At 64.5% G+C, this 15,565-nt stretch carries 15 protein-coding genes; 9 read left to right on the top strand and 6 right to left on the bottom strand.

Translation table 11 applies throughout. The features are described from left to right. Positions 1-67: 67 nt before the first annotated feature. The 4 genes from E4K64_RS03985 to E4K64_RS03970 form a co-directional block, all read right to left on the bottom strand. Entirely contained in the window at positions 68-685 is a 618-nt protein-coding gene (locus E4K64_RS03985; protein WP_235884539.1) for a DsrE family protein, read from the bottom strand. 24 nt (positions 686-709) lie between these two features. Then, positions 710-1,339: a hypothetical protein gene (locus E4K64_RS03980; protein ID WP_235884537.1), complete on the bottom strand. Its 630-nt coding sequence runs from the start codon at positions 1,337-1,339 to the stop codon at positions 710-712. Beyond that, positions 1,336-2,379 (bottom strand): TAXI family TRAP transporter solute-binding subunit, encoded by a 1,044-nt coding sequence (locus E4K64_RS03975; protein WP_135162269.1) that lies wholly within the window; start codon positions 2,377-2,379, stop codon positions 1,336-1,338. Before E4K64_RS03975 ends, E4K64_RS03980 begins: the two co-directional genes overlap by 4 nt. A 64-nt stretch (positions 2,380-2,443) precedes the next feature. Next, positions 2,444-4,075 (bottom strand): coiled-coil domain-containing protein, encoded by a 1,632-nt coding sequence (locus tag E4K64_RS03970; protein WP_135162268.1) that lies wholly within the window; start codon positions 4,073-4,075, stop codon positions 2,444-2,446. Positions 4,076-4,323: 248 nt separating this feature from the next. Between E4K64_RS03970 and E4K64_RS03965 the strand changes: the two genes are divergently transcribed. Further along, positions 4,324-4,599 carry a hypothetical protein gene (locus E4K64_RS03965; protein WP_135162540.1) on the top strand — a complete coding sequence of 92 codons (276 nt, stop codon included), beginning with the start codon at positions 4,324-4,326 and terminating at the stop codon, positions 4,597-4,599. Positions 4,600-4,645: 46 nt separating this feature from the next. On the opposite strand, the gene E4K64_RS03960 is transcribed toward E4K64_RS03965, so the two are convergent. Continuing rightward, positions 4,646-5,401: an SDR family oxidoreductase gene (locus E4K64_RS03960; protein WP_135162267.1), complete on the bottom strand. Its 756-nt coding sequence runs from the start codon at positions 5,399-5,401 to the stop codon at positions 4,646-4,648. A gap of 638 nt (positions 5,402-6,039) precedes the next feature. Between E4K64_RS03960 and E4K64_RS03955 the strand changes: the two genes are divergently transcribed. Beyond that, positions 6,040-7,428 (top strand): MFS transporter, encoded by a 1,389-nt coding sequence (locus E4K64_RS03955; protein WP_135162266.1) that lies wholly within the window; start codon positions 6,040-6,042, stop codon positions 7,426-7,428. A gap of 4 nt (positions 7,429-7,432) precedes the next feature. Here E4K64_RS03955 and E4K64_RS03950 read toward each other — a convergent pair whose 3' ends face one another. Further along, complete coding sequence (locus tag E4K64_RS03950; protein WP_135162265.1) at positions 7,433-9,037, bottom strand: B12-binding domain-containing radical SAM protein; 1,605 nt, start codon at positions 9,035-9,037, stop codon at positions 7,433-7,435. Positions 9,038-9,350: 313 nt separating this feature from the next. Between E4K64_RS03950 and E4K64_RS03945 the strand changes: the two genes are divergently transcribed. From E4K64_RS03945 to soxA, 7 genes are all read left to right on the top strand, one after another. After that, positions 9,351-9,800: a (2Fe-2S)-binding protein gene (locus E4K64_RS03945; protein WP_167771792.1), complete on the top strand. Its 450-nt coding sequence runs from the start codon at positions 9,351-9,353 to the stop codon at positions 9,798-9,800. Positions 9,801-9,812: 12 nt separating this feature from the next. Next, positions 9,813-11,999: a xanthine dehydrogenase family protein molybdopterin-binding subunit gene (locus E4K64_RS03940; RefSeq protein WP_135162263.1), complete on the top strand. Its 2,187-nt coding sequence runs from the start codon at positions 9,813-9,815 to the stop codon at positions 11,997-11,999. A gap of 55 nt (positions 12,000-12,054) precedes the next feature. After that, positions 12,055-13,326 carry an NAD(P)/FAD-dependent oxidoreductase gene (locus E4K64_RS03935; protein ID WP_135162262.1) on the top strand — a complete coding sequence of 424 codons (1,272 nt, stop codon included), beginning with the start codon at positions 12,055-12,057 and terminating at the stop codon, positions 13,324-13,326. 255 nt (positions 13,327-13,581) lie between these two features. Beyond that, positions 13,582-13,992 (top strand): sulfur oxidation c-type cytochrome SoxX, encoded by a 411-nt coding sequence (soxX, locus tag E4K64_RS03930; RefSeq protein ID WP_430642463.1) that lies wholly within the window; start codon positions 13,582-13,584, stop codon positions 13,990-13,992. 8 nt (positions 13,993-14,000) lie between these two features. Continuing rightward, positions 14,001-14,468: a SoxY-related AACIE arm protein gene (locus tag E4K64_RS03925; RefSeq protein ID WP_135162260.1), complete on the top strand. Its 468-nt coding sequence runs from the start codon at positions 14,001-14,003 to the stop codon at positions 14,466-14,468. Further along, complete coding sequence (soxZ, locus tag E4K64_RS03920; protein WP_126256588.1) at positions 14,468-14,785, top strand: thiosulfate oxidation carrier complex protein SoxZ; 318 nt, start codon at positions 14,468-14,470, stop codon at positions 14,783-14,785. Before E4K64_RS03925 ends, soxZ begins: the two co-directional genes overlap by 1 nt. Next, complete coding sequence (gene soxA / locus E4K64_RS03915; RefSeq protein ID WP_167771791.1) at positions 14,782-15,561, top strand: sulfur oxidation c-type cytochrome SoxA; 780 nt, start codon at positions 14,782-14,784, stop codon at positions 15,559-15,561. Before soxZ ends, soxA begins: the two co-directional genes overlap by 4 nt. Positions 15,562-15,565 lie beyond the last annotated feature (4 nt).

The raw sequence follows: 15,565 nt of genomic DNA, 5'->3' as shown, positions 1-15,565 counted from the left end.
GGACGGGCAGCGAATGCCCCCTGGCTCGGCTCGCGAAGGCCTGCCGTGCCCGACTTGCCGCCGGATCTCACGGTTTGACGTAACTCCAGCCCTGTTCCTGCAGCTCCATGACGCGGACGACACCGGATTTGACAACCGAGGCCTGCGGAATCAGGCTGATGTCCTTGTTCTCCGCCTTATGCATGTTTTCCTGCGTGTTGCCGCAAGCCTTGAAGGAGATTTCGGGATGGCTCATCGCGAGAACCTCGATGCGCGGCTTTACCGGCGAGGTGTCTTCACGCAGCATGTGAAGCCCGGGACCAAAGGTGACGACCTCGATCGACACCGGCTCACCAGCATCGCGGTAATATTGCGCGACGTTGGTCGCATTGTTGAGGGCGAGGTTCATCATCGCAGGTTCGTTGGAGTTGACCTGCAAGATCAACCGATGGGGCTTGCGGGCGACCTCAGGTTTGATCATCTGAGCCAGCGCTCCCTCGCTCGCAGGGTTCCGCTTGCCTGTGTGATTCTGCCCCGGCTTGCCCGCTTGTTTATGTGTGCTTGACTGCTTCGGACTGCTCGCTTTGCTCTTCGCACTCGCCTGCGGGATCCACGGGTTGTCCTGCTGCGCCTGCGCCTTTGGTCCGGCCAGAAGCAGCATCGCCAAGGCGCTGATAATTGCCATCGCCGACTTTGGATTGATCATCTCGTTTCTCCCGTTACCTGATGGTCACCGTCCTGGTCTGGCAACGGCATGCGGCCATTTGCATGCCGTCCCCACTTTTTCGCGCACGTTCTTGAATCCGCTGAGCGAGAATTTTCCCTCTTGCACCGCGCCGGTGCGGATGGTGAGACGCACGATGATGTGCCCGTCGTCGGGTAGCGACTTCAGCAACTGCACGACGTCGCCGCCGAAAGCGACGCCGGAACCGAACAGCGGCAAGGCTGCCGTGAGTTGCATTGGCTGCTCCGCATTGAGCTGAAGGGAGACGGCATATTCATTGGCACTGCGTGCCACCGTCGGTCCTGCGACTACGACTTCCGTACGGCCTTTGCGGCAGTGGATTGCGAGTAGCATCGCGGCACCATCCGAGCCGCCAACGGAAGAGGTCGTGGCGGTGACGATTGGTGAATAGTCGACTGGCGAAGTGGTCTCGCTGATCAGCCAGTTATCGTCTGAGGCCCGCCGCCCGGGCGGTGGAATCTTACGTGACAGATCTTGCAGACATTCCAGCCGAGCTTGCCCCTCCATCGCCGAACAAGACCGAAGTATTGCTATGGGATCGCTCGGGTTTTGCGCGTAGGCGATTCCGCAAGCCACATTGAAAGCGACGGCGAGCGGAGCAGCCGCACGCTTCATGGCCGCGCCTGTGCATTGCGCGCCTTGCGATCCAGCCAATCCTGCGCGGCCTGAAAGCGGGTGAGCCCTGGCACGGTCGCCGCGAGATTGATCGACTGCCATTTCGGATCGAAGCCAGGCGCCTGCAGCCGGTCGACTCGCGAGAACAGATATTCGACAAGGCGCGCCACGCGTTGATAGCGATTCGAATGTTGTGGCCAGTTGAACGCAACGAGCGCTGTCGGCACCGCGATGGTCGAGATCCGCTCGCCTTGCCTGATCAGATTGGGATACTCGCTGGCATCCAGAGTCGCGGGCAGATAATAGTCCTCGAACTTGCTGTCGTAGTTGACCGGCAGGAACTTGAATCCAGCCTCCCAACGGCCCTTTACGAAGGCGTCGACGGGTTTCGAGGTAATGAACACGACGGCAGACATCTCGCCTTTGCGCATCTGTTCGAGGGCCACCTGATGCGGAATGAACGTCTTGTCGATATCGATGCCCAGACGGCTGAAGATCAGTGGTCCTGAATAGGCGGCTGCGGTGCCCAGGGTGTTGAAGTTCACCTTCTTGCCGGCGAGATCCTGCAGGCTTGTGATTTCAGGCCGCACAAAGATATGCAGCTCGGATGGGAAGAGATTGAGCAGATACGTGATGCGGCTTCGGATCTGCGGTGCCTGGACCTTGTACTCTTCGAGCGCATCGGAATTGATGATGGCGGTGTCGACGCCACGCAGATACAGCAGCGCATTCAGATTATCGGTGGCTCCCCGCGTGACGATCGGCAGGAGATGCAGGTCTGCTCCGTCGTCCACGACACGCGCCATTTCTGCGGCGAGGCGGATCGGTGCGCCCTCGAGCAGACCACCGGCGAGCCCGACCGTCCAGGCGTTCATCCGGTCCTTTTCATTCTCCTGGGGGAGCGACCTTCGGACGGGCTGAGCATCGGCCTTGGCATGTCTCGCCGTTTGCGCTTCCAAGCAGGACGTCTGAAGCATCATCGCGACCGGCACCAACCAGGTGAGCAGGAGCAACGAGAGTGACTTTGGCGCTCTGTTCATGTCGTTTCCCTTCCGAATTCGTCACCGCAACCTGTGGTCCCGCAGGGCTGCAACAAGTGCACTCTCACCGCTGCAGCGCATCCAGCCGTTCCTTCGCTTCGCGAATACCGCCCCGGTGTGCCTTCGCGTAGAGCTCTCGCGCCTTGGCCGCTTCGCCGCGCGTTCCATAGGTACCCCAGGCGGACAGAACTGCCGGATCGTATGTCTCCGCGAGCATGAAGCTTGCCTGCGCAATGTCCTTCTCAGCCGCGAGCTCGAGTACGATCCGCGCTGCGCCGATATTTCCCTGATCGAGCAACGCCCTGGCGCGCGGGATCAATCGGGCCTCCGCCTCGTTTTGGCTTTGGTTTGCGGCTGTCAGAGGCTCCCCGAGGGCCACTTCCACGCTCCGCGTCGCCGGCACGATCGGGCCTTCATCTTTTTTCGCCACCTCGAGGCGGGCATCGATGGGAGCCGATGCCGATGCACGGTCTTTTTGCCTGGCTTCGGTCCCGCTCCGCTCCTGGTGCAGCGACTGCCGCAGTTCGGCAATCTCCCGGTTCGCTGCCTGTCTCTGCTGCGAGGCCGCATCATTCGCCTCGCGCAATTGCACGTTCCGGGTTTCGATTTCACGGCGCGTTTCGGCAAGTTCCCTCGTCAGCGCGGCCACATGCGCCTGAGCGTCTTCGAGAGCGCGGCGTTGTGGTTCGGCATTGGCCATTACCGCTTGCGCGGCTTTGGCCTGGACAACGAGGTCGGCGTTCTTCTGCCGCTCGCCCTGCAAAGACTGCCGGAGCTCCGCAACCTCTGCCTCCTTCAGTTCCGTGGCCGCAGCTTCCGCCATGAGCGATCCACGGGGTATTCCGGCAAGTTCGCTCGCGAGCGCGGCGGCACGCGACTGCGCCTCGTGGCGCTCTTGCTGAGCGCTCGCCGCTGCCGCCCGCGCGGCGTTGGCCTGCTTCACGAGGAAGCCACTTCTTTGCCGTTCCTGCTGCAGGGACTGCTGCAGTTCCGCGATTTCTCGCGCCGCCGCATCTCTCTGCTGCGCGGCCGCATCTTCCGCGTTGCGGGATCGCGCGTTACCGGCGTCGATCTCGCGGCGCGCTCCGGCAAGTTCGTTCGCGAGCTCGGCGTTGTGGGCTCGCTCCTGTTGAAGCGATTTCCGCAGCTCGTCCGCGGCGATTTCCGCCGTGTGCGTGCGCTGGACCGCCTCGTCGAGCTCCCTGCGCGCCTCGGCCAGCTCGTTGGCGGGCGCTTCGATGCGCGGCGCCTCCTCGTCCAGTCGCGGGCTTGGTTGCACCACGCTTGCCGGCTCCGCCTGCATCAGGGCCTCGGTCGCTTCGCGCTGAAGGAGCGCCAGCGAACCGGTCGTGATCTCCAGCCGCTGATCAAGGCTAAGGCCGCTCTCGCCGCCGATGCGCGTCATGTTCGGTTGAGCCGTGAATGGTGTGAACACGCCGAGCAGTGAAGCTCCGAGGCAGATGAAGGGGATCAGAATTGCAGCCGCCACGAGCCAGCCGCCCGATTTTTCGTCTTCCGGATCGACATCCTCCGTTGCGGGATGCCAATGGGTGGGCGCAGGATTGATTGGGGAGCCGTCCCGCCAGACCCATTGACCCGCCCCAGGTGACCAGTGGCCGAGCTCAGCAGCCCCGGTCGCATCCTCTAACCAGATGTCTTCTCCGCTCCTCGGTGCTGTATCAATTAGTCGGCGCATGCATCACGCCTCCCTCGACGGCAACTCCAAATGGAGCGGATGGCTCGGCCTGTTCGCATGCCGCCATGATTTAAATTTATTAAATATATAAACTATATATAATTTAACTGTACGCCAAGTCAAATTAAATAATCAGTGCCGGGAGGGATTCGTCGGCCGCCGAGGCGCGCCGCGCTTGAAAGCCGACCGCCGATGGCTTTCCTGAACACATGGGCAAGCGAAATCGAGCTCTGGTTGGTCAGGTGATCGTGCAACGATGTCTTCAATGGTTCTTCCGGAACCGCGAGACCGGTGCCATCACCGTCGCGCAGTGGCCCAATCTCCTTTTGTGGATCGTGATCGTTGCGGGCGTTCTGCTTTGGATTTGGCCTTCCGCAGGCAAAGCCAGCGTCGGCTTGACGATCGTGTTGAAAGGCGGCCTCATTATCTGGGGCGTCGACGAGATCATTCGCGGCGTGAATCCTTGGCGGCGCTGTCTCGGCGCCGCCGTCGTCGGCTATGAGTTCATGACCCTTCTGCCGTGAAGCCGGGAATGCAGCCAATTTCCTGCCAACGCCTTATGACGGCGCTCTAGACGCGACGCACCGCGCCGCCATCAACGGGGATCGCGGCACCATTGATGTAGCGGGCGAGCGGGGAGGCGAGAAACGCGACGAGATGCCCGATGTCGTAGGGCTCCCCGAAATAGCCGGCAGGGATGTTCTGCTTGATGAAGTCCGCCTTCGATTGCTCCGTTGGATGCAATTTCTGAATCTGGACCGAGTTGATGCGACCTGGTGCGATCGTGTTGACCGTGACACCATATGGACCGAGCTCTGACGACAATGTTCTGGACCAACTGACGAGAGCGGCCTTGGCCGGCGCCGCTCCATTGAGTTTGGGCGCAACCAGCGCGCCCGAGATGTTGACGATCCGTCCCCAATTTCGAGCCTTCATTCCCGGCGAGATGATATCTGTCAGCCGACGTGCCGCGAGAAAGTTGAGCGTCATTGCCTCGTCCCAAAAGGCATCGTCAACCTCGCCTGTCACCGGCCTTGCCCCACCGGCATTGTTGACGAGGATATCGACAGGCCCGCCGAGTGCGACTGAGGCTTCGGCAGCGATTTGAGCCGGACCGCCTTGCGCGCAGACGTCTCCCACCACGATGGCCGGACGACCACCAGCACGCGAGGCGAGCGAGGCGGCCACCTGCTCCAGCGCAGCGCGGCTGCGAGCACTGATCGCGACACGCACGCCGGCGTCCGCAAGCGCGCCGGCGATACCGCTGCCAATTCCACCACTGGCCGCCGTTATGAGCGCCGTCTTGCCTTTCAGTCCGAGATTCATCGGCTCGACTCCCTACAGCCAGGATCCATCCCATGTCTGCGCATCGATCATCCATCACCCGTACCGGGTCTCCGCTCCGGGCCGAACGCGAGTGGCGCTTCAGTCCATCACTTGGTCGGCCCGATCAGAAAACTCTCGGGGATGACGAGGTCAAGCGCCTTGGCCGTCATCAAGTCGATGGTCAGTAGGAGTTTGGTGGGGCACGCGACCGGCAGCTCTGGAGGTTGCGCGCCGAATCGGCCTGCGTCGCCGCTCGCTCGCGAGCGATCCTTTCCCGGATCGCCGTCACGTTGGCATCCTGCCAGTGTTTTGCCCGACAGGTCAACGTCGTGGCGGCGGCGAATGTAGTCGTGACGCGATTCGAAAATCCCTTGTCAATCAAGGGGCGTTCTACTGTGCATGGGGTTGTTTTTCGACTTTTTGTCTTGCCCCCGAGAAAATCTGCAAGCACCGCTCACCCCGCCTGCAGGATCCCCCGCGCCGCTTCATCGCCATGCGGCGCGCGCGTGCGCTCGCCGCGCACCGCCCGACCTTCGCGCATACACAGCATGCACGCATATGCCTGTGGAAGGCCGTGCCGCCGTAGTACATGCCAAATGCCTTCTTGAGCCGCGCCGCCGGAGCCACGCGCCAACGCAATGACAATCACGTTACCTGCCGCCGCGCGCGAGCCCGATCACCCCGCCTCCGATGGCCTGCCGACCGCGCGGCGGCGCTGGGCGATCGCCGCGATCTTCACCGCGCTGGCGATGGCCTCGCTCGACACCGCGATCGCCAACATCGCCCTGCCCGCCATTGCCGCCGATCTGCATGTCAGCCCGGAGCAGTCGGTCTGGGTCGTCAACGTCTACCAGATCGCGCTGGTGGCAACGCTGCTGCCGCTCGGAGCGCTCGGCGAGATCGTCGGGCACCAGCGCATCTATCTCGGCGGCTTGATCCTGTTCACCATCGCCTCGTTGTTCTGCGCGCTGGCGTGGTCGCTGGACAGCCTCCTGGTCGCGCGCACGCTGCAAGGCCTCGGGGCCAGCGGCATCATGAGCGTCAACACGGCGCTGGTGCGCTTCGTCTATCCCGGACGGATGCTCGGCCGCGGCTTCGGCCACAACGCGCTGGTGGTCGCGACGGCGTTCACCTTCGGGCCGTCGATTGCGTCGGCCATCCTGGCGTTCGGCCCGTGGCCCTGGCTGTTCGCCGTCAATATCCCCTTCGGCCTCGTCGCGATCGGCATCGGCTTTGCGATGCTGCCGAAAACGCCGCGCGCCGATCACGGCTTTGATTTCCTCGGCGCGATCCTGGCGTCGGCCTGCCTCGGCCTGTTCATCACCGGCATCGGCAGCGCTGCGCATAACCTCTCGCCGGTCGTCGTGGGCGCCGAGTTGATCTCGGCGCTCGCGCTCGGATTCATCCTGATGCGCCGCCACGCCGATCACCCGGCGCCGATGCTGCCGATCGACCTGTTCGCCCGGCCGATGTTCGCGCTGTCGGCGGCGACGGCCGTGTGCTCCTTCGCGGTCCAGGGCCTCGCCTTCGTCTCGCTGCCGTTCTATTTCGAGGACGTGCTCGGCCGCTCGCAGGTCGAGACCGGGTTCTTCATGACGCCGTGGCCGCTGGTGGTCGGCATCATGGCGCCGATCGCCGGACGCCTCTCCGACCGCTATGCCGTCGGCCTGCTCGGCGGCATCGGCCTCGTGCTGCTCGGCCTCGGCATGGCGCTGCTCGCGACGCTTCCGGCCAACCCCGCCATTGCCGACATCATCTGGCGGATGGTGATCTGTGGGATGGGGTTCGGCTTCTTCCAGGCGCCGAACATGAAGGCGGTGATGTCGAGCGCGCCGCCACATCGCAGCGGCAGCGCCTCGGGCATCGTCGCCACCGCACGCCTGACGGGACAGACGACAGGCGCCGCGCTTGCCGCCGCCTGCTTTGCGCTCGCCGGCCACGAGGGCGCAACGCTGGCACTGGCGCTCGGTGCCGGCTTTGCCGCCCTCGGCAGCGTGATGAGCTTCTTGCGGCTCGCGGTGAAGTAAGCCGTCAGGCCGCCGTCACGCCGACATTCGCCGGAATGACGGTCTCACTGTCCAGCGCCGCCAAACGCTCATCGATGGCAGCGATCACCTTGCGCGAGAACGGTCCGAGATGCGCATAGGCCGCGATCATCTGCACGGCGATGCGTGCGGACGAGGTGTCACGCTTGGCGCAATTCATGAAGGTCTGCCACAGCGGCCCCCGTGCCTCGGGAAGGGCGGAGACCACCTTGTGCACCGTCTCCATCGCCCCGAGCCTGGCGCGGATATCTCCTTCGGCGAGCTCGGGACGCTGCCTGGATCGGTCGAGCAGCGTCATCAGGCGGTCGACGCGTCCTGCATAGGCTGCGGGGCTGTAGGTGTGCTCCAGCACCCGCTTGTAGTCCGTCAGAATGTCGCGCAGCGGGCGGACCGGATCGAAGTTGATGCCGGCTGTGCATTGATCGGCACCGATGGTCGGCGCCACGTCGTGGCCCGGATGCAGCCGGCCTTCGCGCTCAAGGCGGCGCGTGAGCTGCGTGTTCGGCAAGGCATAGAGCAGGCCGACCATGGCGACGGGAATCGCGGCCTCCTCGATGAATTCGATCATGGCCTCCGCCATCGAGACCTTCTCGTTGTCGAAGCCGACAATGAAGCCCGCTGTGACGAGCATGCCGGCGGCGTAGATCTTGTGGATGCTCTCGGCGATGTTGCGCCGCGTGTTCTGTTTCTTCCGCATCGCAACTAGCGTCGCCGGGTCCGGACTTTCGATGCCGACGAAGATGCCGAAGAAATTGGCCGCCCCCATCAGCTCCAAGAGTTCAGTGTCGTCGGCGAGGTTGACCGAGGCTTCCGTGGAGAATTCGAAGGGATAGCCGTGCGTGCGCTGCCATTCGGCGAGCCTTGGCAGGAATTGCCGCAGCGACTTCTTGTTGCCGATGAAATTGTCGTCGACGAAGTCGAGATGGCCGCGGTAGCCCATCTTGTAGAGCGTCTCGAGCTCGACGAACATCTGCTCGACCGTCTTGGTCCGCGGCACGCGGCCGTAGAGCTCGATGATGTCACAGAATTCGCAGGTGAAGGGGCAGCCGCGCGAATATTGCACTCCGAGATAGAGATAGTCCTCGAACCTGAGCAGGTCGAAACGCGGCACCGGCGTCTTGGTGACGTCGGCCTGGAATTTCGGCGCGGTGAAGACGCCGGATCGCGCGCCGCTTTCCCAGGCCGCGATGAATTCGTCGATGACGCTCTCGGCCTCGCCGAGCACCCGGAAGTCGGCCCGCTCATAGAGGTGGGGGCTCGAGGTGGGATCGGGACCGCCGACCACCACCGGCTTGCCAGCCGCGCGGCAGAGCTCGATCAGGCGCAGCGTGTCGGCCTGCTGCGGCATCATTCCGCCGGTGAAGACGACGTCGGCCCAGGCGAGATCGTCGTCGCCGAGCGGCGCCGTGTTGCAGTCGATCAGCCGGACCGTCCAGCTCTCGGGCAACATCGCGGCAACGGTGATCAGGCCCAAGGGGGCGGCAGGGCGCTTGACGCCCATCACTTTGCAGGATTCGCCAAAGCTCCAGAAGGACTCTGCCGAGAACAGCGGGTAGAGCATCAGCACGTTGCAGGGGCTTGGCACGTCGATGGAACTCCTTTTGCGTTGATGCAGTGTAGCAAAGCGCGGTCGTCTTGCATCCCGGCAAAACGGACAAACTGTCGCTTGGCCCCATGCGCTGGAACCGCGGAGGTCGCCTCAGGCCCGGCAACTGGCGCCTGAAGAGGGGTCTTGCGGCCGGCGACAGCCGGGCAAGGCAAACCCCGCTTGATCCCTGTTCTTCACGCGGCGACCAGATTCTTGGGCCGCCACCCCTCGGACTGTTGATTTGAACCGTTCCAGTTTGCCGGACACATTGCGCGCCTGAGTTCAATCGGTGGATTGGGCCAATCAGGGGACTGCGATGGCTAACCTAACAATCAACGGAAAAACCTTCACCCTCGACGTCGAGCCGGATACGCCACTGCTGTGGGCGATTCGCGAGAATGCCGGCCTGACCGGCACCAAATACGGTTGTGGCATCGCACAATGCGGCGCCTGCACGGTTCACATCGAAGGCGTCGCCACCCGCTCCTGCGGGGTCTCGGTCAGCGAGGCCGAAGGCAAGAAGATCACCACGATCGAGGGGCTCGCCTCGGGCGACACGCTGCACAAGGTGCAGGAGGCCTGGATCGCCCAGGACGTGCCGCAATGCGGCTATTGCCAGAGCGGCATGATCATGGCGGTGGCCGCACTGCTGAACGAGAACCCGAAACCGACCGACGCCGATATCGACGAGGCCATCACCAACATCTGCCGCTGCGGCACCTTCCAGCAGGTGCGCGAAGCGATCCACACGATCGCCAGCGCGTAAGGAAATCCCCACATGAACAAGCATGTCTCGCCGCGGCTCAACCGCCGCGCCTTCGTCATCGGCACGGCCGCGGTCGGTGCCGGCCTCGCCATCGGTCTCGACATCCCCTTCGGCGGCCCCGCCGTGGTCCGCGCCGCCGACGGCTCGCCCGAGATCGGCGCCTGGGTCGTGGTCAGGCCGGACGACACCGTGGTGATCCGCATCGCCCGCTCCGAGATGGGCCAGGGCTCGCTGACCGGCCTTGCCCAGCTCGTCGCCGAGGAGCTCGAGTGCGACTGGACCAAGGTCACGACCGAATACCCGACACCCGGCACGAGCGTCGCCCGCAAGCGCGTCTGGGGCGATTTCTCGACCGGCGGCAGCCGCGGCATCCGCTCCTCGCAGGACTATGTCCGCAAGGGCGGCGCCACCGCGCGCGTGATGCTGATCCAGGCCGCCGCCGACGGATGGAAAGTGCCGGCCTCCGAATGCACGGCCGAAAACAGCGTCATCACCCATAAGCCGTCGGGCCGAACCACGACCTACGGCAAGGTCGCCGAAGCCGCCGCGAAGCTGACGCCGCCGGCCGAGGTCAAGCTGAAGGATCCGAAGGACTGGAAGCTGATCGGCAAGGGCGTGAAGCGGCTCGACACCCTCGACAAGACCACCGGCGCCATGATCTACGGCGCCGACGTCAAGCTGCCGGGCATGCTGAACGCCGCGATCAAGGACTGCCCGGTGTTCGGCGGCAAGCTGAAGAGTTTTGACGAAGCCAAGATCGCCGGCATGAAAGGCGTCAAGAAGGTCGTCAAGGTCGGCGACACCGCGGTTGCTGTGGTCGCCGACACCTGGTGGCACGCCAAGACCGCGCTCGACGCGCTGCCGATCGTCTGGGACGAGGGCGAAAACGCCAAGGTCTCGAGCGAGTCGATCGCGAAATGGCTGACCGAGGGCCTCGACGATGCGCAGCCGGCCTATGTCGGCAACAAGAACGGCGATGCCAAGGCGGCGATTGCCAGCGCGGCCAAGAAGGTCGAGGCCGTCTACTCCTATCCCTACCAGAACCACGCCACCATGGAGCCGATGAACGCCACCGCGCTCTACACCGCGGACAAATGCGAGGTCTGGTGCGGCACGCAGAACGGCGAAGCGGCGTTCGCAGCGGTGCTGGAGGCGTCCGGCCTGCCGGCGGAGAAGTGCGACGTCCACAAGGTGATGCTCGGGGGCGGCTTCGGCCGGCGCGGCCAGACCGATTATGTCCGTCAGGCCGTGATGATCGCCAAGCAGATGCCGGGCACGCCGGTCAAGCTGTTGTGGTCGCGCGAAGAGGACATGGCGCACGGCAGGTATCACCCGATCACCCAGTGCAAGATGACCGGCGCGTTCGATGCCAACAACAATCTGGTCGCGCTGCACTATCGCCTGTCCGGGCAATCGATCCTGTTCTCGCTGCGTCCCGAAGCGCTGCAGAACGGCATGGATCCGGCCGCCTTCCAGGGCGTCGCCCAATCCGGCGAGGCCGCGTTCGGCTATTCGGTGCCGAATCTGTTGATCGAGCACGCGATGCGCAACCCGCACGTTCCGCCCGGCTTCTGGCGCGGCGTCAACGTCAATCACAACGCGATCTACATGGAATGCTTCATGGACGAGCTGGCCCAGGCCGCAGGCCAGGACCCACTCGAATTCCGTCGCAAGCTGATGGGCAATCACCCCAAGCACCTCGCGGTGCTCAATGCGGTCGCCGAGAAGATCGGCTGGGACAAGCCGGCGCCGCAGGGCGTCTATCGCGGCATCGCGCAAGTGATGGGCTATGGCAGCTATGTCGCCGGCGCTGCCGAGATTTCGGTGACCGAGGGCAGCAAGATCAAGGTGCATCGCATCGTCGCCTCCACCGATCCCGGCTACGTCGTCAATCCGGCGCAGGTGGAGCGGCAGATCGCAGGCTCCTTCGTCTATGGCCTCTCCGCGCTGTTCTATGGCGGCTGCACCGTCAAGGACGGCAAGATCGAGCAGACCAACTTCGATACCTACAACTCGATGCGCATCAGCGAGATGCCGAAGGTGGAATCGGTGATGGTGCCGAGCGGCGGGTTCTGGGGCGGCGTCGGCGAGCCCACCATCGGCGTCGCGGCGCCGGCGGTGCTCAACGCGTACTTCGCCGCGACCGGCAAACGCATCCGCTCGGTGCCGCTGCGCGACCAGAACATCACCTTCGCCTGAGATACGCGGCGGCGGCCACGATGGCCGCCGCCGCACGCTTTTCCGGACAAGTCCCATGAATGTGCCGGTGACACGGCGGAATGCCGTCCTCGGCATCACCGCCGCGGCCGCATCGCTCGCCACACCTTCGATCCTGCGCGCGCAATCGGCAGGCCGCATCGTCGTGGTCGGCGGCGGCTTCGGGGGCGCGGCCTGCGCGCGTGCGCTCAAGCGCGCCGGCGCGGACCTGCAGGTCACCCTGATCGAGCCGAACAAGGTCTTCACCTCCTGCCCGTTCAGCAACGAAGTGATCGCCGGCCTGCGCAAGATGGAGACGCAACATTTCGGCTATGGCAAGCTCGCTGCCGAGGGCATCGCCGTCGTCGCTCAGGCCGCGACGACCATCGACACGCAAAAGCGTAGCGTGACCACAGCCGATGGCACCGCGTTTGCCTATGATCGTCTCGTGCTGTCGCCCGGCATCGACTTCCATGTCGAAGCCCTGCCCGGCTACGACGAGGCGGCATCGGAGAAGATGCCGCATGCCTGGAAGGCCGGCGCGCAGACGCTGCTGCTGCGCAAGCAGCTGGAAGCGATGGAAGATGGCGGCACGGTCGCCATTGCAATCCCGGCCAATCCCTCGCGCTGTCCGCCTGCGCCATACGAGCGCGCCAGCCTGATCGCGCATTATCTGAAGACGAACAAGCCACGCTCCAAGGTTCTGATCCTCGATGCCAAGGACAATTTCTCCCAGCAGCGGCTGTTCGAGAAGGCTTGGAAGGAGCTCTACGGCGACATGATCGAGCGCATCGCGCTGTCGCAAGGCGGCCGCGTGACCTCGGTCGATCCGGCGACCATGACGATCGTCACCGAGTTCGGCAACTACACGCCCGATGTCGCCAACGTCATCCCGCCGCAACGTGCGGGGCGCGTTGCCGAGATTGCGGGCGCTGCAGATGCGACCGGCTGGTGCCCGATCGATCCCGTGAGCTTCGAGTCGAAACTCGCCCCGAACATCCACGTCATCGGCGATGCCTGCCTTGGCGGCGGCATTCCCAAATCGGCATCGGCCGCAAGCGGACAAGGCAAGGCCTGCGCCGCCGCCATCGTCGCTTTGCTCGCGGGCCGCACGCCGGAGCCGCCACGGCTGACCGGCATCTGCTACAACATTGTCGCACCCGGCTACGGCTTCTCCCTTGCCGGCAATTACCAGCCAAAAGGCGACATCTTCGCCGAGGTCGAGGGCGGCGCCACCAGTCCGCTCGAAGCGCCGCGCGAATTGCGGGTGCGCGAAGCCGCTGAGGCGGAGCGTTGGTTTGAAGCCATCACGGCGGAATGTTTTGGCTAGCGCAAGATGAGAGCAAGCTGTCGCCACGACGAAGGTGCGCTCCCTCCCCCGCCTGCGGGGGAGGGTTGGGGAGAGGGTGTCCCCGCGGGCGAGAACCCCCAAGAGGAAAGAACCCTCACCCGCGCCGGAGCCTGTCATCGGGCGCGCCCTCGGCGCGACCCGTTGGGCGCGACCTCTCCCGCAAGCGGGAGAGGCAAGAGGAGTTCGCGGCGATCTCGGTCGCCCCATCGGGCACTTGCGATCGCGGCATTGATCGTGGCGAGCTTCTCCTCGCACGCCAAAGCGGACGAGATCGTCCCCTACACAATCGTGGGCGACGGCATCCCGCAATCGCTCACCGGCTCACCCGGCGATGCCGCGCGCGGACGCGCACTCGTGCTCACGCGCACCACAACCTGCATCCTCTGTCATTCCGGCCCCTTTCCAGAGACGCGGTTCCAAGGCGACCTCGCGCCCGACCTTGCCGGCGCCGGGAACCGATGGACGGTGAGCCAGTTGCGGCTTCGACTGGTCGATGCGTCGCGATTCAACGCTGAGACCATCATGCCGTCCTATTATCGCACCGACGGCCTCGTGCGGGTCGGACGCAATTTCGCCGGCAAGCCGATATTGTCGGCTTCCGAGATCGAGGACATCGTGGCCTTTCTTGCAACGCTTCGCGACTAGGACTGTTCATGCCAACCACGAGACGACAATTCCTGAGCCTCGCCGGAGGCGTCACGGCCGCCGGGACGGTCCCGGTCGTCACCCTGCGTCCGCTTCAAGCAACGCCGGCGATGCTCAATCACGCGATCCGCAATATCGTCGGCGAGGCGCCGATTCGCACCGGCAGGGTGAAGCTCGACATTCCGCCGCTGGTCGAGAACGGCAACGTGGTGCCGATGACCGTGAGCGTCGCAAGCCCGATGACGGCAGACGACCACGTCAAGAGCATCCACGTCTTCAACGAGAAGAACCCGCAGCCGAACATCGGCAATTTCTGTCTCGGCCCCGCCTCCGGCCGGGCCCAGGTCTCGACCCGGATCCGCCTCGCCGACACCCAGAAAGTGGTGGCGATCGCGCGCCTGTCCGACGACACGTTCTGGCAGGTCGCCGCCGACGTGGTCGTGACGCTGGCCGCCTGCACCGAGGAGATGAACTGATGGCCGCGCTCATCAACGTTCCCGCCAAGGCCAGGCGCGGCGACGTCATCGAGATCCGCGCGCTGACCTCGCACATCATGGAGACTGGATTTCGCCACACTGTGGACGGCAAGCTGGTGCCGCGCGACATCATCACCAGCTTCACCTGCCGCTACAACGGCGCCGAGATCTTTCGCGCCGATCTCTTTCCGGCGATCGCGGCCAATCCGTATTTGTCGTTCTTCACCGTCGCCAAGGAGAGCGGCAAGCTCGAATTCGAATGGATCGGCGACAACGGCTATTCGTCCACCGCCTCGGCATCGATCACGGTCGAATGAGCGCTTGGCGTGCGATAGCAGCGGCGGCACTGTTCGCCGCGGCCCCTGCCTTGCTCGCCGGTGAGATCCCGCGCGATGCGCGCCGGTCCGGCTATTCGTTCATGGGTCACGACACCCGCGCGATGCAGGATGACGACACCTCCAATCCCGGCATGCTGTTCGTGCTCGATGGCGAACAGCTTTGGGGCAAGAAAACCGGCAGCGCGGAGAAGGCCTGCGCGGACTGCCATGGTGAGGCGCGCGACAGCATGAAGGGCGTCGCGGCGCGCTATCCCGCCATCGACAAAACGCTCCACCGCCCCGTCACGCTCGAGCAGCGCATCAATCTCTGCCGCGCCAATCATCAGCAGGCAACGCCGCTGCCCTACGAGAGCCGCGACCTCCTTGCGCTCTCCGCCTTCGTCGCCCATCAATCGCGCGGCGCCGCAATCACCGCCGGCGACGATCCGCAGGCAAAACCCTTCGTGGAGCAAGGCCGCGAGCTCTTCATGCAGCGCGAGGGCCAGCTCAATCTCGCCTGCACCAATTGCCACGACGACAATTTCGACAAGCGCCTCGCGGGCGCGCCGATCACGCAGGGACAACCGACCGGCTATCCGCTCTACCGCCTGGAATGGCAGACACTGGGTTCGCTGGAGCGGCGCTTACGCAGCTGCATGAGCGGCGTGCGCGCCCAGGCCTATGATTACGGCTCGCCCGAACTGGTCGCGCTCGAGCTCTATCTGATGTCGCGCGCGCGCGGCCTGCCGATGGAGACGCCGGCGGTGCGGCCCTGATTTC

Source organism: Bradyrhizobium frederickii, assembly GCF_004570865.1.
GTDB lineage: Bacteria > Pseudomonadota > Alphaproteobacteria > Rhizobiales > Xanthobacteraceae > Bradyrhizobium > Bradyrhizobium frederickii.
The sequence above is the reverse complement of the archived record's forward strand: the minus strand, read 5'-3'. Positions and strand labels throughout refer to the sequence as shown.